This is a genomic window from Amycolatopsis sp. TRM77291 (genome assembly GCF_054166285.1).
This window is the reverse complement of sequence record NZ_JBSZHF010000001.1, coordinates 2,383,410-2,408,750: the sequence shown is the minus strand read 5'-3', so window position 1 is coordinate 2,408,750 and position 25,341 is coordinate 2,383,410. Positions and strand designations below refer to the sequence as shown.

25 protein-coding genes are annotated in these 25,341 nt (G+C 69.0%); 12 read left to right on the top strand and 13 right to left on the bottom strand.

The features are described 5' to 3' along the window. Window positions 1-121 precede the first annotated feature (121 nt). Together ACXIZN_RS11340 and ACXIZN_RS11335 are read right to left on the bottom strand one after the other, a co-directional pair. The gene (locus tag ACXIZN_RS11340; RefSeq protein WP_457960496.1) at window positions 122-2,446 is read right to left on the bottom strand and encodes a chitobiase/beta-hexosaminidase C-terminal domain-containing protein; all 2,325 of its coding nucleotides are present in this window, start codon (window positions 2,444-2,446) and stop codon (window positions 122-124) included. 198 nt (window positions 2,447-2,644) lie between these two features. Beyond that, a complete protein-coding gene (locus tag ACXIZN_RS11335) occupies window positions 2,645-3,100 on the bottom strand; it encodes a hypothetical protein (RefSeq protein ID WP_257486444.1) in 456 nt (151 codons plus the stop codon). Between the two features lie 170 nt (window positions 3,101-3,270). Here ACXIZN_RS11335 and ACXIZN_RS11330 point away from each other — a divergent pair, with 170 nt between their 5' ends. The 3 genes from ACXIZN_RS11330 (at window position 3,271) to ACXIZN_RS11320 (ending at window position 5,673) form a co-directional block, all read left to right on the top strand. Further along, the gene (locus tag ACXIZN_RS11330; RefSeq protein WP_192742305.1) at window positions 3,271-4,098 is read left to right on the top strand and encodes a peptidoglycan-binding protein; all 828 of its coding nucleotides are present in this window, start codon (window positions 3,271-3,273) and stop codon (window positions 4,096-4,098) included. 121 nt (window positions 4,099-4,219) lie between these two features. Continuing rightward, on the top strand, window positions 4,220-4,843 hold the full coding sequence (locus tag ACXIZN_RS11325) for a cyclodeaminase/cyclohydrolase family protein (protein WP_457954181.1): 624 nt from the start codon (window positions 4,220-4,222) through the stop codon (window positions 4,841-4,843). Beyond that, a complete protein-coding gene (locus ACXIZN_RS11320) occupies window positions 4,840-5,673 on the top strand; it encodes a bifunctional 5,10-methylenetetrahydrofolate dehydrogenase/5,10-methenyltetrahydrofolate cyclohydrolase (RefSeq protein WP_457954179.1) in 834 nt (277 codons plus the stop codon). The genes ACXIZN_RS11325 and ACXIZN_RS11320 overlap by 4 nt, the downstream gene beginning before the upstream one ends. Window positions 5,674-5,830: 157 nt before the next feature. Here the strand turns inward: ACXIZN_RS11320 and ACXIZN_RS11315 are convergent, their stop codons facing one another. After that, a complete protein-coding gene (locus ACXIZN_RS11315; protein ID WP_457954177.1) occupies window positions 5,831-6,403 on the bottom strand; it encodes a TetR/AcrR family transcriptional regulator in 573 nt (190 codons plus the stop codon). Window positions 6,404-6,516: 113 nt separating this feature from the next. On the opposite strand from ACXIZN_RS11315, the gene ACXIZN_RS11310 reads away from it, so the two are divergent. Further along, window positions 6,517-7,257, top strand: a complete 741-nt coding sequence (locus ACXIZN_RS11310; RefSeq protein WP_457960495.1) for a class I SAM-dependent methyltransferase — start codon at window positions 6,517-6,519, stop codon at window positions 7,255-7,257. Window positions 7,258-7,301: 44 nt separating this feature from the next. On the opposite strand, the gene ACXIZN_RS11305 is transcribed toward ACXIZN_RS11310, so the two are convergent. The 3 genes from ACXIZN_RS11305 to ACXIZN_RS11295 all read right to left on the bottom strand — a co-directional run bounded on the left by ACXIZN_RS11305 (window position 7,302) and on the right by ACXIZN_RS11295 (window position 12,331). Next, window positions 7,302-8,747, bottom strand: coding sequence for a cellulose binding domain-containing protein (locus ACXIZN_RS11305; RefSeq protein WP_457954175.1), 1,446 nt, complete (start codon window positions 8,745-8,747; stop codon window positions 7,302-7,304). After that, window positions 8,744-11,044, bottom strand: coding sequence for a cellulose binding domain-containing protein (locus ACXIZN_RS11300; RefSeq protein ID WP_457954174.1), 2,301 nt, complete (start codon window positions 11,042-11,044; stop codon window positions 8,744-8,746). The genes ACXIZN_RS11305 and ACXIZN_RS11300 overlap by 4 nt, the downstream gene beginning before the upstream one ends. A gap of 99 nt (window positions 11,045-11,143) precedes the next feature. Further along, complete coding sequence (locus ACXIZN_RS11295; protein ID WP_457954173.1) at window positions 11,144-12,331, bottom strand: MFS transporter; 1,188 nt, start codon at window positions 12,329-12,331, stop codon at window positions 11,144-11,146. Between the two features lie 48 nt (window positions 12,332-12,379). On the opposite strand from ACXIZN_RS11295, the gene ACXIZN_RS11290 reads away from it, so the two are divergent. Further along, window positions 12,380-13,369, top strand: coding sequence for a DUF5937 family protein (locus tag ACXIZN_RS11290; protein WP_457954172.1), 990 nt, complete (start codon window positions 12,380-12,382; stop codon window positions 13,367-13,369). On the opposite strand, the gene ACXIZN_RS11285 is transcribed toward ACXIZN_RS11290, so the two are convergent. Further along, entirely contained in the window at window positions 13,355-13,720 is a 366-nt protein-coding gene (locus tag ACXIZN_RS11285; protein WP_034318646.1) for an RNA-binding S4 domain-containing protein, read from the bottom strand. The two genes, ACXIZN_RS11290 and ACXIZN_RS11285, sit on opposite strands and share 15 nt — an antisense overlap. A gap of 173 nt (window positions 13,721-13,893) precedes the next feature. Here ACXIZN_RS11285 and ACXIZN_RS11280 point away from each other — a divergent pair, with 173 nt between their 5' ends. Beyond that, the gene (locus ACXIZN_RS11280; protein WP_457954171.1) at window positions 13,894-15,435 is read left to right on the top strand and encodes a GMC oxidoreductase; all 1,542 of its coding nucleotides are present in this window, start codon (window positions 13,894-13,896) and stop codon (window positions 15,433-15,435) included. Window positions 15,436-15,477: 42 nt separating this feature from the next. Here ACXIZN_RS11280 and ACXIZN_RS11275 read toward each other — a convergent pair whose 3' ends face one another. Next, entirely contained in the window at window positions 15,478-15,957 is a 480-nt protein-coding gene (locus tag ACXIZN_RS11275; RefSeq protein ID WP_457954170.1) for a carboxymuconolactone decarboxylase family protein, read from the bottom strand. Further along, on the bottom strand, window positions 15,954-17,033 hold the full coding sequence (locus tag ACXIZN_RS11270) for an NAD(P)H-dependent amine dehydrogenase family protein (protein WP_457954168.1): 1,080 nt from the start codon (window positions 17,031-17,033) through the stop codon (window positions 15,954-15,956). Before ACXIZN_RS11270 ends, ACXIZN_RS11275 begins: the two co-directional genes overlap by 4 nt. Window positions 17,034-17,387: 354 nt before the next feature. Between ACXIZN_RS11270 and ACXIZN_RS11265 the strand changes: the two genes are divergently transcribed. The 3 genes from ACXIZN_RS11265 to ACXIZN_RS11255 all read left to right on the top strand — a co-directional run bounded on the left by ACXIZN_RS11265 (window position 17,388) and on the right by ACXIZN_RS11255 (window position 19,650). Beyond that, entirely contained in the window at window positions 17,388-18,524 is a 1,137-nt protein-coding gene (locus tag ACXIZN_RS11265) for a Cmx/CmrA family chloramphenicol efflux MFS transporter (RefSeq protein ID WP_457954167.1), read from the top strand. Window positions 18,525-18,708: 184 nt separating this feature from the next. Then, window positions 18,709-19,305, top strand: coding sequence for a formylglycine-generating enzyme family protein (locus ACXIZN_RS11260; protein WP_457954166.1), 597 nt, complete (start codon window positions 18,709-18,711; stop codon window positions 19,303-19,305). Between the two features lie 81 nt (window positions 19,306-19,386). Continuing rightward, window positions 19,387-19,650 (top strand): amphi-Trp domain-containing protein, encoded by a 264-nt coding sequence (locus ACXIZN_RS11255; RefSeq protein WP_457954165.1) that lies wholly within the window; start codon window positions 19,387-19,389, stop codon window positions 19,648-19,650. Window positions 19,651-19,793: 143 nt separating this feature from the next. Here ACXIZN_RS11255 and ACXIZN_RS11250 read toward each other — a convergent pair whose 3' ends face one another. Further along, a complete protein-coding gene (locus ACXIZN_RS11250; protein ID WP_457954164.1) occupies window positions 19,794-20,519 on the bottom strand; it encodes an SDR family oxidoreductase in 726 nt (241 codons plus the stop codon). 93 nt (window positions 20,520-20,612) lie between these two features. Between ACXIZN_RS11250 and ACXIZN_RS11245 the strand changes: the two genes are divergently transcribed. Beyond that, a complete protein-coding gene (locus ACXIZN_RS11245; protein WP_457954163.1) occupies window positions 20,613-21,305 on the top strand; it encodes a TetR/AcrR family transcriptional regulator in 693 nt (230 codons plus the stop codon). A gap of 1 nt (window position 21,306) precedes the next feature. On the opposite strand, the gene ACXIZN_RS11240 is transcribed toward ACXIZN_RS11245, so the two are convergent. Both ACXIZN_RS11240 and ACXIZN_RS11235 read right to left on the bottom strand, forming a co-directional pair. Further along, window positions 21,307-22,155 (bottom strand): fructosamine kinase family protein, encoded by an 849-nt coding sequence (locus tag ACXIZN_RS11240; protein ID WP_457954161.1) that lies wholly within the window; start codon window positions 22,153-22,155, stop codon window positions 21,307-21,309. A gap of 86 nt (window positions 22,156-22,241) precedes the next feature. Continuing rightward, window positions 22,242-23,060 (bottom strand): helix-turn-helix domain-containing protein, encoded by an 819-nt coding sequence (locus ACXIZN_RS11235; RefSeq protein WP_457954160.1) that lies wholly within the window; start codon window positions 23,058-23,060, stop codon window positions 22,242-22,244. 57 nt (window positions 23,061-23,117) lie between these two features. Here ACXIZN_RS11235 and ACXIZN_RS11230 point away from each other — a divergent pair, with 57 nt between their 5' ends. Next, entirely contained in the window at window positions 23,118-23,981 is an 864-nt protein-coding gene (locus ACXIZN_RS11230) for an alpha/beta fold hydrolase (RefSeq protein ID WP_457954159.1), read from the top strand. On the opposite strand, the gene ACXIZN_RS11225 is transcribed toward ACXIZN_RS11230, so the two are convergent. Next, window positions 23,978-24,355, bottom strand: coding sequence for a hypothetical protein (locus ACXIZN_RS11225; RefSeq protein ID WP_126735117.1), 378 nt, complete (start codon window positions 24,353-24,355; stop codon window positions 23,978-23,980). The two genes, ACXIZN_RS11230 and ACXIZN_RS11225, sit on opposite strands and share 4 nt — an antisense overlap. A 161-nt stretch (window positions 24,356-24,516) precedes the next feature. Between ACXIZN_RS11225 and ACXIZN_RS11220 the strand changes: the two genes are divergently transcribed. Beyond that, window positions 24,517-25,272, top strand: a complete 756-nt coding sequence (locus ACXIZN_RS11220) for a thioesterase II family protein (protein ID WP_457954158.1) — start codon at window positions 24,517-24,519, stop codon at window positions 25,270-25,272. Window positions 25,273-25,341: the final 69 nt, after the last annotated feature.

Genomic DNA, 25,341 nt, shown 5'->3' with positions numbered 1-25,341 from the left:
CCTAACCTCGGGTGCTTGTCGCCGCTCGGTATAGGGCGTTATACAGAAGAGAAACGTGAAGGACCCCTTCATTGCGTCTAGCGCAGTGAAGGGGTCCTTCACGTACTTCAGGGGACGGACACTACGGGTAGCTCACCAGGTTGCTCGGCCGCGTGTCCGGTGGCGTCACCGCCCCGGCGTCGTTGATCACGTGCGTGATGGTCCCTTTGTAGTTCAACGAAACCGTCACCATGTTGTGGAACCGGACGCCGGAGCGGTTCGGCACCTCGAACGCGTGATACAGGTTCACCGACGGGTTGTCGTTGAAGAAGCAGTAGCTGCCCAGGCCCCACGCCTCGTGGGAGGTCACGTTGTCCCCCACCTTGTACGCGGCGTATCCGTTGAGCCCGTTGGGACTCTTCCAGCCGGCCTGATCCGGGACGTCGTACGGGATCTCGTTCTGGAAGAAGATCGTCCTGCCGTTCTGGCCGTTCCAGATCACCTGGTACTTCTGGTAGTGCTCGACGAACAGGCCGGTGGCCAGCACGTTGTCGCCGTTGACGACCACGCCGGTGTCACCGGTGTTGATCGTCCAGCCGTAGGTGCCCGCGTTGCCGTGGTCGGCCCGCCAGGCCCAGATGTGGTCGATGATCGTGTCACGGCTGTTGACGATCAGGCTGTTCGTCGCCTTCCCTGCGATCTGGCCGCCGATCCGGAAGAACACGTCCTGCAGGGTGGTCGGGTTCGCGGAGTGGTTCGCCGTCGAGCCCGCCTGCCCGACCGTGAGCAGCGACTGCGAGTTGGTCGTCCCGGCGTCGAACAGGAGGCCCTTGATCCGGACGCCGTCCACGTCGGCGACCTTCATCGCGTCGACACCGTTGTCCGGCACCAGCGTCGGGTAGCCGACGCCGAGGACGACGGTGTTCGCCTTCGTCACGTTGAGCGTCTGGTTCAGGTGGTAGACGCCCGGCGTGAAGAACAGGTTGCAGCCCTGGGAGAGCGCGGTGTTGATCGACGCCGCCGTGTCCCCCGCCTTCACCACGTAGAACTGGCTCATCGGCAGCGAGCTGCCCGGGGTGCCGCCGTTGGCCCAGCTCGGCCCGGAAGCGTTGGTGCGCAAAGAAGGCAGGAACACGCGGTACTTGCCGGAGCCGTCGAGGTACAGATACGGGACGTCACGGGACACCGGCGTGGTGCCGAGCGTCGTCTCCGGCGGGTTCGGGAAGGTGTTCGCGGGGGCGCCGCTCGTCCCCGAGAAGACCATGTTCCAGACCCCGCCGTCCCAGCTGCCGTAGCTGCTGTCCCGGGTGTACCACTGCTGCTGCGAGATCGACGCGGTCTGCCCGGACACCTTACTGTCGGCGGTGTAGCCACCGCTGGCGAACCCGTAGCTGGCCGGGTAGAGCTGGAGCCCGCCACGGATGTCCATCCGCCGGAACGGGGCGGCCTGCGCGACGGCCCAACGGGTCGATCCGCTGCTCGGGACGACGGCCAGGTTCTCCGCCGAGCGCCAGAAGTTCTGCAGCGCCACCCCCTTGTCCGACTCGTTGAACGCGTCGACGGTCACGTCGCCGTTGATCACGACGTCGCCCGGGTTCTGCCCGAGCCCCGCGACGGAGGTGTAGTAGCCGACGTTGTCGTGGATGCCGTTGTACACGCCGGGCTTGAACAGGTGCGCGTACCGGCGCTCGGTGAACTGCGCGGTCAGGGTGTCCTTCTGCGCGTTGAAGTCCGCGTCGAGCCTGGCCTGGATCGACGACGCCGACATGCCGGGGTCGAAGATCCGCACGTTCGGGCCGAAGTCCGGGACCTCGGCCTGCGCCGGGCAAGTGGCCTGCGTCGATCCGATCGTGTAGCTCGCCGACGCCACCGGGGAGTTCGCCGAACCGGCCTTGAGCGCGATCGCGGAGATCGTCGAGGTGGCGGAGACCGTGATCGGGCCGGTGTACACAGTGGACGACGCGGTCGGCGTGGAACCGTCCACTGTGTACCGGATGGTCGCGCCGGCGGTCGCGCTCGACAACGTCACCGAGCGGGCGCTCGGATAGCTGCCACCCGGCGGATCGAACGTCGGCGAGGCGACGGTCGTGCCGCTGCCGCCGTGGGTGTACGTGAAGTGCGGGGTGTCGTACTGCGGCCCGCTCTTCTCGTAGGTGAACCAGTAGTCGAGCACCGTGCCCGCCGACAGGGAACCGACGGTGTGCCGCCACGTGCCGCCGTTTTCGGTCATCCGGACGTTCTGCTGCCCCACCCCCGGGACGCCGGTGTAGTGGATGTCGACGTACCGCGCCGGCGTCGACGGCGTGAAGGAGAACTGCGCCTGACTCGTGTTCAAGGAGGCGGCGCTCTGGCTGTAGTCGGCGGCCGCGGCGGTGGCACCGCCCAGCCCGGCCGCGATCAGGAGTGCGGAAAGGCCGGCGGCGAGCACGCCGCGCACCCCTTTCCGCCATGGAGACCGCACAAGGATCCGGTTCACGTCGTGACACCTCCGGCGTTGGAAATCCACGGGCGAAGCAATTCGTTGCGCGCCACAACAAAGTAGCCGTCCGTGCGATATGTCCAGATCACGCTTCGGTAACAGTGGTGGTCCAAACCACTGAATACGCCGGACAGCGGAAGGCCATACGGCCGTTCGGCGCCCTTGCGAGGTGCTATCTGGCGCCGGTCAGCGGTCGGGGACGACGTAGAGCGTCGACGCTTCCCCGCCGTGCATGGCGCTCAGACTGGTCCGGCAGGCCAGGAGGACCTCGCGGTTCGCGACAGTGTCCGGCGGGACACCGCAACCGTCACAGAAGAGCTCGACCGAGCCCGGGAAGGTCTCGTCGACCCGGACTTCGACCGTGCGATCGCAGCGGCGGCACCAGCGGTGCCCGGAGACGACCAGGACGTGCATCGGATCGGAGATGCACTGATGCACCCAGCCGCGATGGACGTAACACGTCGTCCGGACGTGCGCGCTCAGCCCGTGTTCCTCGGCCACGTCCTCCGCGGCGAGGATCGCGGCGAGCCTCCGGTCGGGGATCTCGCTGTACCGGTCGCGGCGCCGCGCCGGCGGGGCCGAGTCCGCCGCCGCGAGCAGTCTGAGATGAGCCCTTGAGGGTGGCTGAGTCCGTAGCACCATGTGGGTCTCGACCTTTCGGCGTCCACCGGAAGTCTTATCAGCTCGTTTCCGATTTCGCCGGAGTGACACCCGTCCGGGGGACAAGGACCTGAGAAAGGTTCGTTTGTACGGCCCTTGTATTCACGCTGCCCATGCTGTCCGGACAACCGAATCCGTTCAGGAGGCAGGAATTGTTGACCAAGGTAGCCGTGCTCGCGACAGCGACCGCGCTCTCCCTCGGCGTGGCCGCCGCACCGGCCGGCGCCGAAGTGACCGCGTTGCCCGCGGCCAGCATGGAAGCGGTGCTCAAGGCCGCGCAGATCGACCCGCGCCGGGCCGACAGCGCGCTGACCCCCGGCGCCAAGGACAGCGTGGTGCTGGTGGAGCAGGCGCTGGCCGACAAGGGACTGCTCGCCCAGCAGTACGTCGACGGCCATTTCGGGACGTCGACCATCACGGCGTACTCCAGCTACCAGAAGTCGCTGGGCTACACCGGGATCGACGCCTCCGGCCTGCCGGGCAAGACGTCGCTCGAGAAGCTGGGCGAGGGCCGGTACACCGTCACCGCGGTGGTTTCGGCGGGTAGCCGCCTGACCTACCACGGCAAGACGATGAACACGCGCACCAAGGCGATGCTGGTTAAGGCCGAGGGTCTGCTCGGCAGGCAGCTCACCATCACGCAGGGCTCGTACAACCCCGGCGGTGTCGGCGCTTCGGCCGGCACGCACGACGGTGGCGGCGCGCTCGACATCGGCGTCGAGGGCATGTCCTCGACCACGCGGACCGACGTCGCGCGGAAGCTGCGTCAGGTGGGCTTCGCGGCTTGGGTCCGGACCCCGGCGCAGGGTTTCGCCTACCACATCCACGCCATCGCGCTGTCCGATCCGGACCTGTCGTCGGGTGCGCAGCACCAGGCCGGTGACTACTACCTCGGCTACAACGGCCTCGCCGGCCGCGGTTCCGACGACGGCCCCGCCGTCACGCCGAAGCTGACCTGGGAGGAGTACCAGCGGTCCTGACCCCGCCTGCCGGAGGCCGCCTTCGCCGATGTCGATCGTCGCGAAGGTGGCCTTCGGGCTGTCCGGGAACCCCCGGGTAGGCTTCGGCGCGACGGCAAAACCAGCGGGAAGGGAACATCGCGTGGAGGCTCAACCGGTCGGTCAGTGGCTCGACGAGCTGGCATCGAAGGCCTCGACGCCCGGTGGTGGCGCGGGTGCCGCGATGAACGCCGCGGTCGGTGCCGCCCTGGTCTCCATGGTGTGCAACCTGACCATCGGCAAGCCGAAGTACGCCGAGCACGAGGTCACCATGACCGAGGCGCTGGCCAAGGCCGAAGACCTCCGTGCGCGCGCTCTCGGCCTCGCCGCCGACGACGCCGCCGCGTTCGACGCGGTGGTCGCCGCGTACAAGCTCCCCAAGGCCACCGACGAGGAGAAGCAGGCGCGCACCGCCGCGATCCAGGCCGCGCTGGTCGGCGCCGCCGAGGTCCCGCTGCGCACGGCCGCCCTCGCCGCCGAGGTCATCGACGTCGCCGCCTCGATCCTCGAAGGCGCCAACACCAACGTCATCTCCGACATCGCGGTCGCGGCTTCGTCCGCCAAGTCCGCGCTCGAATCCGGTGTGGTCAACGTCGAGGTGAACCTCGCTTCCATGTCGGACGAGCAGCTCCGCAAGGAGACCGAGGCCCGCCTCACCGAGTACACCCCCGCCGCCGGGCGCGCCGACGCCCTCATCGCCCAGGTTCGCGAAAGGCTCGCCCGATGACCCTGATCGACGGGCGCGCGATCGCCGCCGCCATCACCGCCGAGGTCACCGAGACCGCCGCCAAGCTCCGCGAATCGGGCACCGCCCCGACGCTCGCCGTGCTCGTGCCGACCGACGACGACGCCACCGCCTGGTACGTGCGCTCGATCGAGCGCGCCGCCAAGAAGGTCGGCGTCGACTGCCGTGTGGTCCAGCTCGAAAAGCCGACCGGCGAGGACGTCACCCGCGAACTCGACGAGCTCTCCGCGGACCCGTCGGTCCACGGCATCATCTGCCAGACCCCGTTGCCAGAAGGGGTCACGCTCGACCACGTCGGCGCGCACATCGATCCGGCCAAGGACGTCGACGGCGCCAACCCGGTCAGCCTCGGCCGTCTCACCGCGGGCCTCCCGACCTACGCGCCCGCCACCGCCGCCGCGGTGCTGGAGATCCTGAAGCGCGAGCAGGTCGCCCTGTCCGGAGCCCAGGTCGCCGTCGTGGGCCGCTCGACCATCGTCGGCAAGCCCGCCGCTCTGCTGCTGCTCGGCGAGCACGCGACGGTGACCGTCTGCCACTCCCGCACCAAGGATCTCGCGGCGGTCACCAAGACCGCGGACGTCCTGGTCGTCGCCGTCGGCCGCGCGCACTTCATCGGCGCGGACCACGTCAAGCCCGGCGCCGTGGTGATCGACGTCGGCACGAACCCGACTCCGGAAGGCGGGCTTGTCGGCGACGTCGACCAGGCCGCGGTCGAGGAGATCGCCGGCTCGATCACGCCGGTCCCCGGTGGCGTCGGCCCGGTCACGACCTCACTGCTGCTGCGGCACACGGTCACCGCCGCGCAGTCCTGATCCACCGAAGGCGGTGAGTCCACTGAGGACTCGCCGCCTTTCGCTTGCCTGTGATCAGGCACCGCACTCGCGTGATTGAAGGCGTATCTCGCGTGATCAGAGGCAGCACACGAAGTTACGCCTCCAATCACGTGAGTTACGCCTTCAAGCACGCGAGTTACGTCCCGATCACCGTCTCCACCACCTTCCGCACCTGTGCCGTTTCCGGCGTCGGTGCGGTGCGGTCGGCGTAGAGCAGGTGCGTGGCACCGATCAGCGTGGCCGCGAGGGTCTCGACGTCGGCGTCCGCCGCGACCCGGCCCTTCGCCCGTTCCGCGTCGAGATAGCCGCCGATCATCACGGCGGCCTGGGTCAGCACCGGAACCCCGGCGGGCCACTCGCGGCGCAACCGGGCGCGCAGTTCGTCGCGGAAGATCACGAGCGGGACGATCGCGACCGCGACCGACCCGAACACCGCGGTGAGCGCCGAGGTGAGGTTGTCCACCACCGTTCCGGTACCGACGGCCTCCCGCAGGCCTTTCTCGTCCAGCTTCTCGATCCGATCCAGCACGAACTCGGCCAGGAATCCGTCGAAGTCGTCGAAATGCCGATGGAGCACGCCTTTCGCGCAGTCCGCCTCCGTGGTCACGGCACGGCTGGTGAGCCCGCTCGGCCCGTCTCGCAGCAGGACACGCTCCGCCGCGTCGAACAACTGCGCACGGACGGCGCGCAGGGCTACTCCGGTCGGCATACGGCTCCCTTGTGTTGACGAGTGGGCAAGTGCCCACTTAAGGTGGGCGCATGCCCACTCTACCGTCGAGACAAGAGCCTCATCGCTATCGACAGGCCGCGGAATCCTTCGGCGTGGACGTCGAACGCTACGACCGGACCCGGCCCGCCTATCCCCCGGAACTCATCGGTCACCTCATCGACGCCGCCCCCGGCCGTGAGGTCCTCGACGTGGGCGCCGGCACCGGTATCGAAGCGCGCCAACTCCAGGCGGCGGGCTGCCGCGTGCTGGGCGTCGAGCCGGACTCGCGGATGGCCGAGTTCGCCCGCCGGAGCGGCATCGACGTCGACGTCGCGAAGTTCGAGGAATGGGATCCCGCCGGACGCCGGTTCGATCTGCTCGTCTCCGGACAGGCCTGGCATTGGGTCGACCCGGTGGCGGGCGCCGCCAAGGCCGCCGAAGTACTACGGCCCCGCGGACTCCTGGCCGCGTTCTGGCACGTACCCGAACCGCCGGAAGAGGTCGCGAACGCCCTGGCGGACGCTTACCGGCGGCTCGTGCCGGATTCCCCGATCGATCTCGACAGCGTGCCGAAACAGCCCTCTGACCCGTACGGGCCACTCATCGTGAAGGTCGCCGACGGCCTGCGCGAAGCAGGCGGGTTCGGCGAACCGGAACGAAGCCGCCACGACTGGGACCGGGTCTACACCCGGGACGAATGGCTGGGCCAGCTTCCGACGTTCGGTTCGCTCACCTGGGTCGAATCCACAGTGCGACAAGAGATCCTCGCTGAAGTCGGCGCGGCGATCGACAGGATGGGCGGACGGTTCACCGTCCGCTACGCCACCGTCGCGATCACCGCGGTCCGGGACTGACCCGCCGGTGACGGGAGCCGCGCCGCTCCCGTCACCGGCGCACGTCACGGTGTGACAGGGATGTTGGTCAGCCCGTTCACCGCCCTCGACACGGTGTTGGACGCGTGGACGACGTTGGGCCGTTCCGAGCACTTCGACGTCGAGGTGATCTTGATGGCGTACTGGCCGACCCCGCCGAGATCGGACTTGTTGTCCCGCCACACGTTCCCGCAGCCGTTCGGGAACGACGGGGTGGTCGCGGGATTGTGCGTCTCGTAGCCGTTCGCGAACGTCCCCGGCGAAGCGAAGGTGCCGGTGTTCCCCTCGATCACGTAACCGGATCCCTTGACGTCGACCCAGGAGTCTGCCGAGTTCTGCCCGGAAACCCCTTGGCCGTCGAAGGTGTTGCCCCGGATGACGCCGTCCACGGTGCCCTCCTTGACATCGATGGCCTCCGCGGCGACGTACGGTCCGATGTGGTTGTCGAGCACCTGGATCCGGTCGCTGCGGTCGGCCCCGCCGGAGTTCCCGTGGCACGCCCAGTTGGAATTCGCCGAGCCGAGGTAGACGCCCTCGCCGTAACCCGCCTGCACGAGGCCGGTGTGGCTGATCGTCGAATCGCGGATGACGCTGTCCGCCGAGGAACGGCGGAAGTGCACGGCCTCCTCGTCGATCCGGTGCACCCGCACCGCCTCGATCACGGTGTGGTGCGAGTTGTCCGCGACGATCCCCTTCTTCGACTCCTGCACGGTGAAGCCCTTGAGGTGCCAGTACGGCGCGCCGTAGAGCCAGAACCCGTACCCGGAGTCCCAGCCCGCGGTCGGTGCCGGGCAGGAAGGCGCTTCACCGGACGGGCCGTCGTTGATCAGGATCGCCGTCGCCGGTCCGGTCACCGTGATCGGCGCGCCCGCCGTGCCGGGTTTCGTGGCCACGAACGAACCCCGATAGGTTCCGGCGGCCAGCCGGATGGTCTGGCCGGGGCTCGCGGCGGCCAGCGCGGCCCGCAGTTCCGTCGCCGTGCTCACGTCGATCACGTCTCCCGCGGGAACGCTGGTGGTCGTGGCCGGCGGTTCGCTCGTGGTGGTGGGCGGGGTCGTCGTGGTGCTCGGCGCCCCTCCCCCGCACGGGCTGCCGTTGATCGTGCAGCCGGTCGGCAGGCCGAGCCCCGTGGTGTTGAAACCGAAGGACGCGGTGCCGCCGGGTTTGATCGTGCCGTTGAAGCCGGCGTTGGTGACCTTGTAGTGCTGGCCGGTCCTGGTCAGCACCGAACTCCACGACGTCGTGATCGTGGTGCCCTCGGGGAGATCGAACTCGATCGTCCACTGTGTACTGTTCGCGTCGCCCGCGTTGGTCAACGTGTACTTACCGCCGTATCCGCTGTCCCACGCCGAACTCTGGGCGAAGGTCGCGGTCAGGCTGGGTGCGGCGGCCTCGGCCGTGACGACGGCGCCGAACAGGCCCGCCGCAGACGCCGTGGCCGCGATCGCGGCGAGCAGTCGTTTCCTCGTCATTCCGTGCCTCCGCATTTCGTTCCGGCGATCGAGCACGCGACCGGGAGTCCCTGACCGGCGGCGTTGAAGCCGAACGTCGCCGTGCCGCCGGGTTCGACGCTGCCGTTGTGGGCCGCGTTCCCGAATCGGTAGTGCTGCCCGGTCCTGGTCGGCACCGAACTCCACGAACCGGTGATCGTCGTCCCGGCGGGCAGATCGAACTCGACCGTCCACGACCCGACAGGGGCCGAACAGGTGTTGCTGATCGTGAAGGCGCCTCCATAGCCGCTGTCCCAGACCGACTTACGGGTGAACGTCGCGTTCAGGCACGCGCTCGGGGTCTGGCTCGTCGGCGAAGACGATGAAGTCGGGGAAGACGGCGGGGTGCCGTCGACGGACTTCAGGAACAGTGACGACGCGGCATCGGTCTTGCTCGCGTCGACCCCGTGCCCTCCGGTGTAGTCCCGCTGCTCGTTCTTCGCCCAGTCGGCGATCGGTGTGCCGCCGATGTCGAGGTGTTTGAACGTGGTGCCGTCCCAGCCGAAGGAGTAGACGCGGTGCCGGTCGGCGTAGAAGTCGTTATACGGGCCGTTGTCCACGAGCTGTTTGGTCATGGCGTTGTTGAAGAACACGTTGCGGTACCCGGAAGCGCCCGACCACTTGACCGCCTTCTTGCCCGCGCCCCACCAGATCGGGAACCAGTTCGAGTCGTCGGGACCGCCGCCGCCCTCCTCACCGCAGTTGGCCCGGCAGTTCCCGGAGCGGTGCGCGTACGGGACCTTGACCGTGTTGAGTTCGAACAAGTTGTTGCGTTCCCATCCCCCGTGCAGGTTCAGGTCGGAGTCGAACGAGTTGCCGATCACCACGTTGCCCGCGGCGGACCACTGGAAGGTGAAATGCCGCAGCAGGGTGGAGGTGTTACCGGCGTAGAGCGAATCCCAGACCCGGGAGCCGCGGAAGTAGCCGTTGCCGCCCTTGCCCTTGTTCCACGAACCGTTGAGTTCGTTGTCGACGATCTGGAGGTTCTTGGCCTCCTCGGTGACGATCGGATGCGATCCGGTCATGTCCGCGCGGATACCGCGGACCCAGGAGTTCGCCGCCCATTTGAAGACGATCCCGTGCATCTCCGCGGCCGGCGCCATGTTCCCGTAGTTGTTGTTCGCCTCAGCGGGGTTCAGGCCCGGCATGTCCTGGGTGAAGCCGAGGTTCTCGAACCCGACACCGAGCACCGGGTCGACCAGCGGCGCCGCCTTCGAGTCGTAGGTGGCACCGTCGATCGGCGCCGAACCGTCCGAAGTGGAGTTCACCGGGACGTCGTATTCGAGCGGTTTGTCCAGGGTGATCGTGCGCGCGGACGTGTCGAGCGCCGCGATCGTGAAGATCTGCTGGCGCATGTGCATGTTCAGCAAGGGGAACGTGGTCGGCGTCGCCTGTTGCTGCTCGTAGAACTTCCGGGAGTTGGCCGCCCTGATGTTGACCAGGTTCCCGGCGGCGAGCGCGGTCAGCGCCCCACTGCTCGCCAGGTGGACGACCTTGTCCCCCGTCCGCGCGGCGAACGCGGTGTCGCCCGGTTTGCCCCGCAGCTTCACCCCGGCCTTCCAATGGACGTTGATCGTGCCCTCGAAGATGTCCTTGCGGTTCGCGGGCGCCGAGGCGTGATCGCTCGAATAGGACGTGTGCACACCCCTGGACTGGACACGGAACAGCCCGCGGCCTGGCCACAGCCAGCCGCCCTTGCCCGCGCCCGAGGTCATCCCGTCCTCGTCCCAGTCGGAACCGTCCGGGGTGAGGGTGTCGTAGAGGGTGTTCGCGTCGGGTTTGTAGACGAACTTCGTGGCGTCCTTGCCCGCACCACGCAGGATCAGGTAGTCGGCGTCGACGTGGATCTCGTGCGTGACGTCGAACCGGCCGGCCGGGAAGGTGATCGTGCTGAGCTTCGTGTAGCTCCCGGACGGCGAGCACGCGCTCTTGATCCCGTCGATCGCCGCCTGGATCCCGTTCGTGTCGTCGGCGCCGTCGTCGGGCTTGACGTTGTACTGGCTCGCCAGCTCGGCCGCGGTGACCTGGCAGGTGGCGTTCGGATTCACCTCACCGGAGCCGGGCAGCGTGGCACCGCCGCGATATCCGGCCTTGGACCAGTCGTAGAGGCCAGGGACCGGCGCGCGGCGGTTGGCCGCTCCGAGGTCGAGGCCGGGCAGCGCGCCGGGTCCCGGTGCCGCGTCCGCCGCCTGGGGCGGTACCTGCAGGAGCGCGGCGGTGGCGACCACGGCGGCGACCGCCGGTAGGGCGGCACGACGAAGAGGACTTTTTCGGGACACCCGAAACCTCCGTGACGGACTGACGGAAGGTGTTGCGGCGTGTACACCCGGACCCCGTCTTTATAGTTCACGTCCCTGTCGCTCGTCAACGGATGTGAATCACGTCCATGTATGTGAACGGAGTCGCACCGGCACGCCCAGAGCGATCGCCCCCAAGGCCGCGGCCATCCCCACCGCAGCGACACCGCCCCAAAACGGGCCCGGCCCCAACGGCAGCAGCAGGGAGCCGAGCACCGGCGCGAGAACCGCGCCCACCGACCAGCTCATCCCGGACACCCCCGCGTACGTGCCTTGTAGCGCGGGCGGCGACAGAAGGGACACGATGGTCGGGATCGAGCCCGCGACCGCGATCTCCCCCGCCGTCCAGACCGCCACCGTGACCGCGAGCCCTCCCGCGTCGCGCACGAAGGCCGTCAGGGCGAACCCGGTGGCCACGATGGCCGTCCCCGCCGCCAGCACCCGGTTGGGATCGAGCCGTGAGAGCCGTTTCCCGGCCAAGGGCTGCACGGCGACGATCAGGACACCGTTCAGCGCCATGACAAGTCCGAAGTGGACACCACTGATCCCTTGGCCGGCCATGGCGAGCGGCAAGGTGGTGAACGCCTGCGCGTACATGGCGCCGTAGGCCGTCGTCACGACACTGAAGGCGAGCATCACCGGGTCCCGGAGCACCGACCCCCAGGCGCCACCCGTCGGCGCGGCCTGCCTGGACTCCGGCACCGCCCGCCAGACGAGCACCGCGAAGGCGACCGCGACGGCGGCGTTGACGCCGAACATCGCGGTCGCACCGCGGTCGGCGAACCAGCCGCCCGCCACCATCGCGACGGCGTAACCGAGGTTCACGCCCCAGAACAGCAGGCCGTACGCCCGCGGCCGGACCGAAGGCGGGACCAGATCGGCCACCATCGCCTGCGACGCGGGACGGTAGGACTCGATGGTGAGCCCGAGCAGGAACGCCGTCACCGCCACGAACGCGAATCCGCTCGCGGCGCCCATGAGGACCATCGACACGGAGGTCGCGAGCATGCCACCGGTCAGGGTCGCCCGGCGGCCGAGCCGGTCGGCGAGCCTGCCCGCGACCACATGCGAAAGCACCGAGCCGACCCCGAACGCGGCCATCACCGCGCCGGTCTCGCCGATACCGAAGCCCTGCACGCGGGTCAGGTAGACGGACAGGAACGGCTGCACCATCGCGCCGGCCCGATTGATGACAATCCCCAGCCACAGCATCCAGAACGGACGCGGGAGCGACCGCGGCCCGGCGAGCGGGGAGGTGTGGGTGATCATGCGGTCCATCGTTGACCGGCGGTACCGGAGCCGATAAAAGTTTCAATTGTGGCTGAATCCTCGTGGGCGGAGTTCGACTTCACGTCGAGCGACCTGGCCCGGTTGCGCTTCGCGTTCTCCCCCGCTTCCGAGGCGATCGCCAGCCTGCGGCTGCTCCAGGACCCCGGCAGGCATGCCGTGCACCTGCCGTGGATCCGCGCCGTCCGCCCGCTCCTCCGCGACCTCGATCTGCGTCTGCTCTTCGCGCTGGTCCCGCTCGGCGCCTACTTCGCGGACTTCCTGACTCCGCCGCCGTCCAGTCCGGTTCCCGACATCGACGCCGAACTCGACCGGATCGCCCGCGCCGATCTCGACGAGGCCGTCGCGGAGGCCTCCCGGGTCCCCGCCGCCGCGAGCGAGGTCGTACAGCGGTTCCTGGCGGACCCCGCCGCGGGGGTCGCGCGTGCCACCGAAGAGCTCCGGCTCTACTGGGACGTTGCGCTGGCCCGGTTCTGGCCGCAGATCCGGGGACTGTTCGAAGCGGAGATCCTCCGCCGATCCCGTCAGCTGGCCCGCGACGGAGCGGGGGCGCTGTTCAACGACCTGCACCCGAACATCTCCTGGGACGACGGACGGCTGCGGGTGCGGACCCGCGCGTGGACCCGCAGCGGGCCGCTGGGCGGCGACGGGCTCATCCTGATCCCGAGTGTCTTCCACTGGCCCGACACCGCGGTGATGGCCGAGCCGTATCAGCCGATCCTGGTCTATCCCGCGCCCGGCGTCGCCACCGTGTGGGCGCGGGACATCGTCCCGACCACCGGCGCGCTGGACGCCCTGATCGGGCGGACCCGCGCCCGCGTGCTCGTGGCCCTCACCGAGAGCGCGACGACGACCGCGCTGGCCCGGCGGCTCTCGATGGCGCCCGGCGCGGTCAGTCAGCATCTGAAGGTGCTGCACGACACCGGCTTGATCACCCGGCGCCGGACCGGGCGCGAGGTGTTCTACGCGCGCTCGGCGCTCGGCGACACCTTGTGCGCCAACGGGTCAGTGCTCACCTGAGCGAAACCGGTCGAGCACGCGGCGCTCCCGTTTCGTCGGACGCCCCGCACCCCGCTCCCGCCGCGCGACCGGAATGGCGGCCTCGGGCGGCGGCGCGGGCGTCCGGTCGATGAAGCAGGTCGCGGCGTCGGCGGCGCCGACCCGTTTCTGGATCACGCGCGTCACTTCCAGGATCCGCGTCGTGTCGTGCACCCGCGCACGCACCTCGTCACCGGCCACGACCGTGGTCGCGGGTTTGGCCGGTTTGCCGTTCACGCGGACATGGCCGCCACGGCACGCCGCCGCGGCGTCCGGGCGCGTCTTGGTCAGCCGGACGGCCCACAGCCAGCGATCAACTCGAGTGGACTCCACAACCGTACATAGTGGCCCATACGTCCGCTTTATTGCCACCCGGCATAGCCGCAGGTATAACTTGTTCTAAATCCCTCAACGGTGAGGAAGATCACGTGAGCGACGAAACCATGCGGAGAAGCGCTTCCGGACAGTTATCCCGCCGCCTCTTTATTGCAGGAACTGGTTCTATCTTGGGCGCGGCCGCCCTCGGCGGGACCGCTTCCGCGAAAAGTTCGATCGCCGATGCCGCCCGAATCCCGGCACTCGTCGTCGGTTCCGGATACGGCGGCTGCGTCGCCGCGCTCCGGCTCGCCGAGGCCGGCGTCAACGTCCATCTCGTCGAACTCGGCATGGCCTGGGACACGCCGGGCACGGACGGCAAGATCTTCGCCAACACCACCAAGCCCGACTACCGCTCGTTCTGGCTGAGGACGCGGACCAAGCAGCCGTTGAGCAACTTCCTCGGCTTCCCGCTGGACAAGGACGTCCCGCGCCACACCGGGATCCTCGACGCCGAGGAGTTCGGCGGCATCACCGTCTACCAGGGCCGCGGCGTCGGCGGCGGCTCGCTGGTGAACGGCGGCATGGCCGTCACGCCGAAGCGCGAGAACTTCGGTTCCGTCCTTCCGACGGTGAACGCCGACGAGATGTACGGCGTCTACTACCCGCGCGCGAACGCGGGGCTCGGCGTCGCCACCATCGACCCGAACTGGTTCGAGACCGCCGAGTGCTACCAGTACGCACGGGTCGGCCGGAAGCACGCGCAGCGGTCCGGCTTCCCGTTCCTGTTCGTCCCGGACGTGTACGACTGGGACTACATGAAGAAGGAGCAGGCGGGCACGGTGCCGAGGTCCGCGCTGGCCGGGGAGATCCTCTACGGCAACAACGCCGGCAAGAAATCGTTGCAGCAGACCTATCTCCCGCGGATCAAGGCGACGGGCCGGGTGACGATCTCGCCGCTGCACCGCGTCACGTCGGTGACGCCCGCGTCCGGCGGCGGGTACACCGTGGTGATGGAGCAGCTCGACACCGGCGGCACCGTGACGGCGACGAAGTCCGTCACCGCGGACAAGGTGTTCTTCGCCGCCGGCAGCGTCGGCACGAGCAAACTGCTGGTCAAGCTCAAGGCAACCGGCGCGCTGCCGAACCTCAGCAACGAGGTCGGAAAGGGCTGGGGCGACAACGGGAACGTCATGTGCGGCCGGGCGAACCACATGTGGGACGCCACCGGGGCGCTCCAGTCGTCCATCCCGACCGCGGGTATCGACAACTGGGCGGCGGGCGGCGCGTTCGCCGAGGTCGCGCCGTTGCCGACCGGTATCGAGACCTACGCCTCGTTCTACCTGTCGATCACCAAGAACCCGCACCGCGCGACGTTCTCCTGGAACCCGAGCGCGAACAGGGTCGACCTCGACTGGCAGACCGCGTGGAAGCAGCCGTCGATCGACATGGCGAAGACGATCTTCGACAAGATCAATTCCAAGGAAGGCACGATCTACCGGACCGACCTCTTCGGCACCTACAAGATCTGGGGCGACCACCTCACGTACCACCCGCTCGGCGGCGCGATACTCGGAAAGGCGACCGACAATTACGGCAGGCTGCACGGCTATCCGGGGCTTTACGTGATCGACGGCGCGCTGATTCCGGGGAACACCTCGGTCAATCCGTTCGTCACCATTACCGCGCTGGCGGAAAGGAATATCGAAAAGATCGTCGCCACCGATCTGTGACGACGATCCACAATAGGCCGGGGCCGCCACCCCGGCCTATTCTCACATTTTCGGAAGAACGCAGACGGTGTCGATCCCCAAAACGTGGTTCAGCCGCCCGAAGGCGAGCCAGGAGCCGATGCTCATGCTCAGTTCGACGATTTCCTTCTGGCTGTAGTGCCCGGCCATCCGCTTCCAGAATTCGTCGTCGATGCCGTGGTGGTCGAGCGCGTAGCGTTCGGCGTACTCGGCGGCCAGCCGGGTCCGCTCGTCGAACGCGTCGGTGGTGCGCCACTCGGTCACCGCGTCGGCGAACTCCTCCTCGACCTTCACCCCGTCGCGTTCGGTCCGCCAGTCCAGGCAGAAGACGCAGCCGTTGATCTGCGCGATCCGCAACCGGGCCGCCTCGAACTCGCGGAGCCCCAGTGTGGTGTGCGAGTAGACCGCGAGCGAGAGTTGCGAGGCCGCGACACCGATCCCGGGCACCATCTCGCCCCACACGTAGCCGATCGGGTCCTTGCCCTCGGGAATGTCGATGTTCATCGCGCGCTCCTTCCGAGCTTGCCGGTCGCCGGTCGCAGGGGGACGTCGAGTGCGTCGTAAAGGCCCGGTTCGGCGTCCACGAGCCAGTCGATGGCGCCGACCAGCCTGCCGACCGCGGTCGCGTTGCCGCCGGCGGACCGGTTCTCGCCCTCGTCGACGGCCTCGACCGAGACTTCGATCCTGGGACGCCCCTCGATGATCACCTTGTGCGCCCCGTCGCCGCTGGGCGGCATCGGCCAGTCCGGCGCGCACGACGAATGGATCCGGGTGACGTGCTCGATGACGATCCGGGGCTCACCGTCCACGATCCCCTGCACTTCGAAGCGGACCGCGCCCTGAGTGCCCTCTTCGAAATCGCCCATCGCCCGCGTGGTCACGGTCTTCTCCAGCGGACGGCGGTCGAGCGTCTCGCGGATCTCGTCCAGGTCGACGCCGAGGCCGCGGGCGATCAGCCGTACCTGCCCGCCCCACACCATCGTGGGCACCGACGGGGCCAGCATCGGCGGCTCGTAGTCCATCGGCTGCCCCATCCCGACGAGGTAGCGGACGGAATCCGGCTGATCGTAGGTGGAGTAGTCGAAGATCTCCTGGCAGCGGACGACGTCCACGGTCGTGCCGAGCCCGCTGATCAGCAACGGCAGGATGTCGTTGCCCCACCCCGGATCCACGCCGGAGACGAACAGTGAGCCGCCGCCCTCCGCGATCGCCGCCAGCACCGGCTCGCGCAGTTCCGCGGGCGCGTTGCGCTGGTCGTACAACGCGTAGAGCGCGGGCGTCACCACCACCGCACCGGCCCGGATCGCACGGACGATGTCGGCCAGCGCGTCGGCGGACCGGATGTCGCCGGACGCCGCGTACACCACCGCCCGGGGGCCTGCCGCCAGAACCGCTTCGACATCATCGGTCGCCGCCACACCCAGTTCGCCGTCGATTCCCGCGAGCGCGGCCGCGTCACGGCCGACCTTCGCGGAATCGTGCACGAGCACCCCGGTGAGTTCCAGCGCCGGATGCGCGTCGACGGCCCGGATGGAGGCACGGCCGATGTTGCCTGTACCCCAGACAACAGTGGGAATCATGAGGTCGAGGTTAACCGAATCCAAGTACCGAAACAATTAGGAAAAACCGCAGGTCAGAGCGCATTACTCGGGTTCATTCCGGCGGGCAACGAAAGCGTTCCGGTACGCGGAACGGAGCCTGTTCCGATCGGGTTGAGACGCGAAGGCGGACGTGTGTAGTGTGCGTCCCGTGACGAGCCCCGAGTCGGACAGAACCCCGCCGCCGGTCATCCGGCGGCGAGTCGTCGTGTCCGGCCGTTAGGCGCCGGTCCTCTCGCTTCCCGGTGACCGGAGCGCTGTTTCCGTGCGCCCGGCCGGGTTTCCTCCTGCCTCGCGCACGGCTCCTCCTGCTCACTTTCCCTTGGGAGTCGTCCGTTGCCCCTGTTCGTCTATGTCCTCGGCCTTGCCGTCTTCGCGCAAGGCACCTCTGAATTCATGGCTTCCGGTCTCGTGCCGGGGATCGCCGGTGACCTGTCCGTCCCGGTGGGCGCGGCCGCCGCGCTGACGTCGGCCTACGCCGTCGGAATGATCGTCGGCGCACCAGCCATGGCCGTGCTCAGCGCGCGCTGGCCTCGCCGCCGGGCCTTGGCCGGTTTCCTGACCGCCTTCGTCGTGGTGCACGTCATCGGCGCCGTGACGACGAGTTTCCCGCTGCTGTTCGGCACCCGGATCGTCGCGGCCATCGTCAACGCCGGCTTCCTCGCCGTCGCCATGCCCGTGGCGGTCGCTCTGGCTCCGCCGGGAAAGCAGGCGCGGGCGACCGCGGTCCTGCTCGCGGGTATCACGCTGTCGTGTGTCGCCGGAGTGCCGGCGGGTGCCGTGCTGGGCGACCTCGCGAGCTGGCGTTCCGCGTTCTGGGCCGTCGCCGCGTTGTGCGTTCCCGCGCTGGTGCTGGTGTTCCGGTCCGCGCCCGCCGGCGCGGCGGAGCCGCACGAAGTCTCGATCAGGCGCGAAGCACGTGAACTGAAAGCACCTCCCGTGCGGCAGGCGATGCTCCTCGGCGCGTTGGTGAACGGCGCCACCTTCGCGACGTTCGCCTTCCTCGCGGTCATCGCGACAGATGTCGCCCACCTCCCAACCGGGGCGGTTTCCGGCCTGCTGGCGGCTTTCGGCGTCGGCGCGTTCCTCGGTGTCACCGTGGCGGGTCGCAAGGGGGACGGCGAACTCCGGCGCGGCCTGGTGCTCGGGTTGTGCGCCCTGCCGGTGGGCTGGGCGGTGCTGGCGATCGTCGGCACGCACCCGGTCGCCCTGTTCGCCGTGACGGCCGTCCAAGGTGGACTGTCGTTCGGCTGTGGTTCCGCGCTCGTCGCCCGGGTCATGCACGTGGCTCCGGGAGCTCCGACGCTCGGTGGCTCGTTCGCGACGGTCGCGCTGAACGCGGGCGCGTTCCTGGGCCCGATGCTCGCCGGTTTCGTCACGGAGTCGACCGGTGACTACCGGCACGCCATCTGGATCAGCGCGGCGATCACTCTCCTCGCGCTGCCGCTCGTCCTGCGAGGGAAGCGCTCATGAACCGCGCGGGCGGGTGGACGTCGAGCCACCCGCCCGCGCGCTGGGTAGCATCGGCCGCATCATGGAGATGATCACTGTGCCCGCGGGCGAGGTGACGCTGACGGACCGGCGGACGCAACGGAACTGGACCGTCGAGGNGGCGGCCGCCCCCCCCCCCCCCGCGCTGGGTAGCATCGGCCGCATCATGGAGATGATCACTGTGCCCGCGGGCGAGGTGACGCTGACGGACCGGCGGACGCAACGGAACTGGACCGTCGAGGTCGCGTCCTTTCTGCTCGCCCCGGTTCCGGTCACCCGTGGGACCGGCAGGCTGCCCCTTGTCGATGTCTCTTGGCAAGACGCCCTCGCGTTCTGCAACACCCTGTCCGAACGCGAAGGCCTGACTCCCGTCTACCAGCTCGATTCCCTGGCCTGGCATCGGGCCGCGAACGGCTACCGGCTGCCCTCCGAAGCGGAATGGGAGCACGCCTGCCGCGCCGGCACGGCCGGCCCCCGTTACGGGCCGCTCGACGAGATCGCCTGGTACCGCGAGAACTCCGCGGAGTCCGTGCACGAAGTCGGCGGCAAGGCGCCCAACGCGTGGGGCCTGCACGACATGCTCGGCAACGTCTGGGAATGGTGCTGGGACGTGTACGACGCCGAGGTGTACGGCGAGTACCGGGTCCTGAGGGGCGGTGGCTGGTTCGACGAGCACTGGAGCTGCCGGGCCTCGGTCCGGCGCCGCAGCCACCCGACCTTCCGTGTCGACGACGTCGGCTTCCGCCTCGCCCGGTCACTGTGACCCCGCCACCACGACATGATGATCACGCGATTGAATGACGGCACGGACACCCGGCCAGGGTGTCGGACCCTGGAGGAAACCGTGACCGGAACCGCTCCCCGAGACGTCGAACGCGTCTACTCCACCGCCGACGTCGTCGCGAAACTGCGCCGGCTCGCCGACGCGCTCGAATCCGAGACCTCTTTCCGCATCCAGATCGCCGGGGAACGGTTCCGCATCCCCGCCCGCGCGCAGTTCTCGATCGAGCACGAGCGCGGTGACGGCGAGGAAGAGGTCGAGTTCCAGCTGAAGTGGAAGATCGAAGAGACCGACTCGGACGACGACTCCGAGGGTACCGTCGTCTGATCTGTCCATAAAGGACTTGGGCGGGCTCGTGCTTCGGCGGCGGGCCCGCCCGCTTTTCATGCCGCGAAAGCCACTTTCAGGACATCTGACGTCGCGAAAGTGGCTTTCGCGACGCGCCCGGGGCCCGGGATCCGGGCCGCCGCTCAGACGATGCCGCCGTTGGCGCGCAGGACCTGGCCGTTGACCCACCGCGCCGGCCCGGCGAGGAACGAGACGACCTCGGCGATGTCGGACGGGGTGCCGAGGCGTTCGAGCGGGGGCTGCGCCGCCATGCTCGCGATGGTCGCTTCGTCCTTGCCGTCGAGGAACAGCGCCGTGGCGGTCGGACCGGGGGCGACCGCGTTCACGGTGATGTCGCGACCGCGCAGTTCACGCGCGAGGACCAGGGTGATCGCCTCGACCGCGCCCTTCGAGGCGGCATAGGCGGCGTATCCCGGCAGCGCGAGGCCGAGCACCGACGTGGAGAAGTTGATGATCGCGCCACCGTCGCGGACGCGGCGGGCGGCCTGCTGATCGACCACGAAGGTGCCGCGGATGTTGGTGCGGTGCAACCGGTCCAGCTGGTCGAGATCCAGTTCGGCCACCGGCGCGAGGTGCAGGGTGCCCGCGGCGTGGACCACGACGTCGACTCCGCCGAAGGTCTTCTCCGCGGTGTCGAACACGGCCGCGACGGCCTGCTCGTCGGCGACGTCGGCCTGCGCCGCGATCGCCTGACCTCCGCCGGCGGTGATGGCGTCGACCGCGGCCTGCGCCTCGTCCTTGTTGCCGCCGTATACGACGACGACCGCGAACCCGTCGGACGCCAGCCGCTCGGCCGACTGCCTGCCGATACCCCGCGAACCGCCGGTGACGATCGCTACGCGTGCCATGCCAATGCTCCCATCAGGGGTTTCCGTTGATAACGGGATCACTGTATCAGCGATAGCGAACCGTCGCTACCTGATCGGTGTTATCATCGATACATGAGTGCGACGACGAAGGACCGGCTGATCCGCGCGGCGGCGGAGCTCTTGGAGGAGGGCGGGCGCGAGGCGCTGTCGACGCGTGCGGTCAGCGCCGCCGCCGGTGTGCAGGCGCCGACGCTCTACCGGACCTTCGGTGACAAGAACGGACTTCTCGACGCCGTCGCCTCGTACGGCTTCAAGAGCTACCTGGAGGGAAAGCACGCTCTCGGGCAGACCGGCGACCCGGTGCGCGACCTCCGGCGAGGCTGGGACCTGCACGTCGAGTTCGGCCTGCACCAGCCCGCCTTCTACATGCTCATGTACGGCGAGCCCCGGGTCCGCGAAGCGCGCCGGGAGGCCGATGCGATGCTCCGCCGGATCATCGAGCGCATCGCCGAGGCGGGCAGGCTGCGGGTCCCGGTCGAACAGGCCGCGCAGCTGGTGCACGCGACCGGGATGGGGGTGATCCTCTCGTTCCTCGCGAGCCCGCCGGAGCAACGCGATCCGGACCTGCTCATCGCCGCGCGCGAACACGTGATCGCGGCGATCACCACCGACAGCGGCGACAGCGGCGACAAGACGGACAAGGCCTCGGACATCCCCTGCCGCGCGATCGCGCTCAAAGCCGCGCTGGACAAGGAACCCGTTGACGTCCTGACCCCCGCCGAACAGGCGATGCTCGGCGAATGGCTCGACCGGCTCGCGCGCTGAGCTACCGGCCGACCGCCTTCGCCGCCGCGACCGCCTGCCCGGCGTAGGACCGTCCGAAAAGGACGGTGTGCACCAGGAGCGGGAACAGCTGGTGCGCGCCGATCCGGTCGGTCCAGCCGTCGGCGAGCGGGGCGACCTCCTGGTAGGCGGCGAGCACCCGGTCGAGCAGCGGACAGCCGAACAACTGCAGCATCGCCAGGTCGGTTTCGCGATGGCCGCCGTGCGCGGCCGGATCGATGAGCGACGCCTCGACGGCTCCCCACAGCACGTTGCCGTTCCACAGGTCGCCGTGCAGGCGCGCGGGAGGTTCGGACACTTCGGGGAGCCTTGCGCAGGCCTGCTCGATGACAGCGGCTTCATCACCGGTCAGCGTGCCCTCGTCGACCGCGCGACGGACGTAGGGCAGCACCCGGTGTTCGGCGTACCACGTCGGCCAGTCGTCGCCCCGCGTGTTGTCCATCGGGGCCAGGCCGATCCACGCGTTGGCGGGCCCGTCCGGCGGCGCCGCGCCGAACGACGGCGCGCCCGCCGCGTGCAGCTCCGCGAGCCCCCTCCCCAGTCGCTCCGCCGCGTGATGCGTCGGCCGTCCGCCACCGACCAGTTCCGTGACCAGCCATTCGCCGTCGTGCCCGCGAACCTCGGGCACCCGCACCGCGCCGGGCTCCCCCAGCCACCGCAGGCCCGCGGCCTCGGCCGGTGTCGCGTTCGGGGCGTGACCCCGTTTGACGACCACGGTGTCGCCGCTGTCGAGTACCACTTCGGTCACCCCGTTCGACAGGCTCCGCTGCCTGGCGACGGCGCGTCCGGTGATCCTCGTGGCAGCCTCGGCAGGCGTCGAAACCCGGGTCATGCTCGCAACCTACCTCCGCCGATCGGGTGAACGCTCGTTGTACGGCGGGAAATCCGCGTGCGTGTGTTTTCGAGAGACGAACGGCTTCACCGGGGCGGAACGAACAGCCCCGCCGGTTTCCCGGCCTCGGTCGGGCTGCATCCCGTCAGCGCCCGGAATTCCCGGACGAGATGGGCCTGGTCGCTGTAGCCACCCGAATGCGCGACGTCCGCCCAAGAGAGCGACGGCGCCCGGTCCAGGAGTGCCAGCACGCGATTGAGCCGGGCGACCCGTCCGACCGTGCGGGGGTTCAGGCCGATCTGTTCCCGGAACCGGACGTTGAGGTGCTGTCTGCTCCAGCCGATCTCGTCCGCGAGAACGTCGACGCGGACGAGGCCGGCGCAAAGCCGGTCCCACGCGTATCGGACAGGTGCGGCCAGCTCTGGGCCGCGAACGAGCCTCGCCGCGAGGTACTCGTCCAGCAGCCGGAATCTCTCCGGCCAGTCCGCTGCCTCGGCCAGCCGTTCGGTCAACGACGCCGATGGCAGCAGGTCCGACGCCGCGACGACCGAATTCGCCAGTTCCCGCAAGGGAATCCCGAACAACGCGTACGAACCGAGCGGCGTGAGGGTGACGATGATCCCGCGCGAAGCGCCGGCCTGGTCGACTCGTAACGGCCGGTCCCTCAAGCCCAGCACCGGCGAAATGGGGATCTCCGGCCCCCTGGCCGGCGCGTCGATGTCGATCACCCAGGTGAGCACTGACAACGGGGTGACCTGCCAGGAGTTCGTTCCCGCGCCGGGAAGGTCGTGCGCGACATAACTCGACACATGGGCGGCGAGGGCGGGGTGCGGCCATCGGAGAACCCGCTCGCCGGGCGCGCGGACGATGTCCCGCCGCGGCACCACGAGACCCCACCCGCCCATGCGGTCATCTTACTTTCGTTCAAGACCAGGACGACGGTCTTTCCTAGCGTTCCGGTCATGAACAAAATCGGGGCTTTCAGAAATCCCGCGGCCGAAAAACGCTACTTCGCCGCCTATGACCGCGCCATGGCCGAATGCCCGGAACCGGACGCGACCTTCGACGTCGAGACCCGCCACGGCACCACGCGGGTCTACCGCTACGGCGACAGTGGCAGTTCGATCGCCCTGCTGCCGGGATTCATGGCGACCTCGGTCTGTTTCGCGGCGCTGATTCCCGCCATGGCGTCACGGCACACCGTCTACGCGATCGACACTCTCGGCGAAGCGGGCCGAAGCGTGCAAAAGGTTCCGTTCAAGGACGTCCGCGACCGCGCGAGCGCCCTCGACGACGTCTTCGAGAACCTGGGCCTGACCGGCGTGCGTCTAGTCGGCGGTTCGACCGGTGGCTGGCACGCGGTCAACCAGGCGATCCACGCGCCCGGCAGACTCGACTCCATCGTGTTGCTGGACGGGACCACCGTCTCGGCGCCGTTCACCCGGAAGGTGTTCCTGTACGGCCTGGTCGCCGCCGTACTCGACAGCGACCGGCTGTGGCGCCGGTTCTTGACGTGGTCCGCCGGCGAGGACGTCTTCGATCAGCCCGCCGCCCGGCTCGTGCTCGCCGGGATCCGGTGCTATCGCGCCCGGGTGCCGTTCCAGGTCTGCCCGGCCGAGGGGGCGTTGCGGTCCATCGGGGTTCCCACGCTCGCGTTGTTCGGCGGACGCAGCGTCGTGCACGATTCCGCCGCTGCCGCCGCACGGCTGGAAAGCCTGCTCCCCCATGCCGACGTCGAAATCCTGCCGGACGCCGGTCACTACCTCTATCTCCGCCCGCGGGATCGCGACCTGATCATCGAGCGGGTCCTCGACATAACCGCTTAGGCCGCCCGCGCGCCGGCGCCTCGGCGTGCCGCGGCCAAACTCGCGCGACAGGCGGCGATCAGACGGGCAGAGGCGGCGCTTTCGCCGTGACCGCACCGAGGACAGGACATCGTGACGTCGCCGGACAGTTCGTCGACGGAGACGGTCAACGCGGTCGCGCACGAACGGCACCAGCGGTGCCGCGTGATCGGGTTGACGTGCAGCGGGGAAGCCACGCATTGGTGGATCCAGCGGCCGTGCACGTGGCAGGTCAGGCGGTCGTCCGGGGACAGGCGGCCGACGTCTTCGGCGTCGTCCTCCATCGCCAGCAGAACCGGCAGGGTGCGGCTCACCGGGTTCAGCCGCGTGGTCGAGGCCAGTGTCGTGGTGTTCATCGCTTTCTCCTTCCGGCTCTTATCAGGACGTCGAACGGGGAGCGCCAGATACGACACGGCCGGGCAACCTTCTCGCCGAAACCTCCCTCAGCCGGGTGAATTGATCTTGGTCGAATCCGAACCGTTACCCCGTTCGGGTTAATCGCGCGTATCTTTCGATCATGACGGCCGCACTGGTTTCACTGTCCACATCAGACAGTCGCGGACCCGGCTACCTGCTGTTTCCTCCCGCGGGCGGCATCAGCCGGGCGTTCGACGCGCTCGCGGGAGCGGTCGACGCGGACATCCGAGCCCTCGAATATCCCGGACATGGAGAACGGCTCGCGGAATCCCCGGCGTCGTCTCTCGAAGAACTCGCCACACACCTTGCCGCCGCGACACCGAAGGCGTGGTTCTCCCGTTCCGTGGCGATCGGCTTCGGAATGGGCGCCTTCGTGGCGTTGGAGACCGCTCAACGGCTCGGCGTCGCCCCCGGCGCGCTGATCGTCGTGGACGCGTGCGCCCCGCAGCGGCGCTCACCGGACAAGAACGCCAAGGCGGGCGCGTCGGCGATGGGACGGGTGTTCGGCCGCACCGGGCTCACCCCCGTCGCGGGTTACCGCGACTCGCCCGAAAGCTGGGAGTACGCACTGGACCTGCTTCTCGGCGACCTCCAGTTGCTGAACGCCTACCGCGGGCCCGCCAGGACGCGGCTCCCGTGCCCGATCGCGGCGATCCGTGGGACCGACGATCCCGCGTCCGCTTCGGGCGACGACGCCACGGGCGGCTGGCGGGTCTGGACGTCCGGTCCGTTCGTGGGGCGCGTCGTACCCGGTGGATATCTGGGTGTTCTCGAGGCAGGCCGGGAGCCCGAGTTCTGGGCCCGGATCCGCAGGCTGGAAGCGGCCTTCGTGGAGGTCGAGCCGGAAGTCGCTTAGTGACTTACACCGGTGACGTCGTCCGACGGTCGCCGCGCCAGGAGCCGTCCTCCTAATTTCGTCCCGTAC

Bases quoted from the DNA above. Each gene is read 5' to 3' on its own strand.
- ACXIZN_RS11335 (WP_257486444.1), bottom strand. From the start codon at position 3,100: ATGGTGCTACGGACTCAGCCACCCTCAAGGGCTCATCTCAGACTGCTC.
- ACXIZN_RS11320 (WP_457954179.1), top strand. From the start codon at position 4,840: ATGACCCTGATCGACGGGCGCGCGATCGCCGCCGCCATCACCGCCGAG.
- ACXIZN_RS11315 (WP_457954177.1), bottom strand. From the start codon at position 6,403: ATGCCGACCGGAGTAGCCCTGCGCGCCGTCCGTGCGCAGTTGTTCGAC.
- ACXIZN_RS11305 (WP_457954175.1), bottom strand. From the start codon at position 8,747: ATGACGAGGAAACGACTGCTCGCCGCGATCGCGGCCACGGCGTCTGCG.
- ACXIZN_RS11295 (WP_457954173.1), bottom strand. From the start codon at position 12,331: ATGATCACCCACACCTCCCCGCTCGCCGGGCCGCGGTCGCTCCCGCGT.
- ACXIZN_RS11275 (WP_457954170.1), bottom strand. From the start codon at position 15,957: ATGAACATCGACATTCCCGAGGGCAAGGACCCGATCGGCTACGTGTGG.
- ACXIZN_RS11270 (WP_457954168.1), bottom strand. From the start codon at position 17,033: ATGATTCCCACTGTTGTCTGGGGTACAGGCAACATCGGCCGTGCCTCC.
- ACXIZN_RS11260 (WP_457954166.1), top strand. From the start codon at position 18,709: ATGGAGATGATCACTGTGCCCGCGGGCGAGGTGACGCTGACGGACCGG.
- ACXIZN_RS11250 (WP_457954164.1), bottom strand. From the start codon at position 20,519: ATGGCACGCGTAGCGATCGTCACCGGCGGTTCGCGGGGTATCGGCAGG.
- ACXIZN_RS11245 (WP_457954163.1), top strand. From the start codon at position 20,613: ATGAGTGCGACGACGAAGGACCGGCTGATCCGCGCGGCGGCGGAGCTC.
- ACXIZN_RS11240 (WP_457954161.1), bottom strand. From the start codon at position 22,155: ATGACCCGGGTTTCGACGCCTGCCGAGGCTGCCACGAGGATCACCGGA.
- ACXIZN_RS11235 (WP_457954160.1), bottom strand. From the start codon at position 23,060: ATGGGCGGGTGGGGTCTCGTGGTGCCGCGGCGGGACATCGTCCGCGCG.
- ACXIZN_RS11230 (WP_457954159.1), top strand. From the start codon at position 23,118: ATGAACAAAATCGGGGCTTTCAGAAATCCCGCGGCCGAAAAACGCTAC.
- ACXIZN_RS11225 (WP_126735117.1), bottom strand. From the start codon at position 24,355: ATGAACACCACGACACTGGCCTCGACCACGCGGCTGAACCCGGTGAGC.
- ACXIZN_RS11220 (WP_457954158.1), top strand. From the start codon at position 24,517: ATGACGGCCGCACTGGTTTCACTGTCCACATCAGACAGTCGCGGACCC.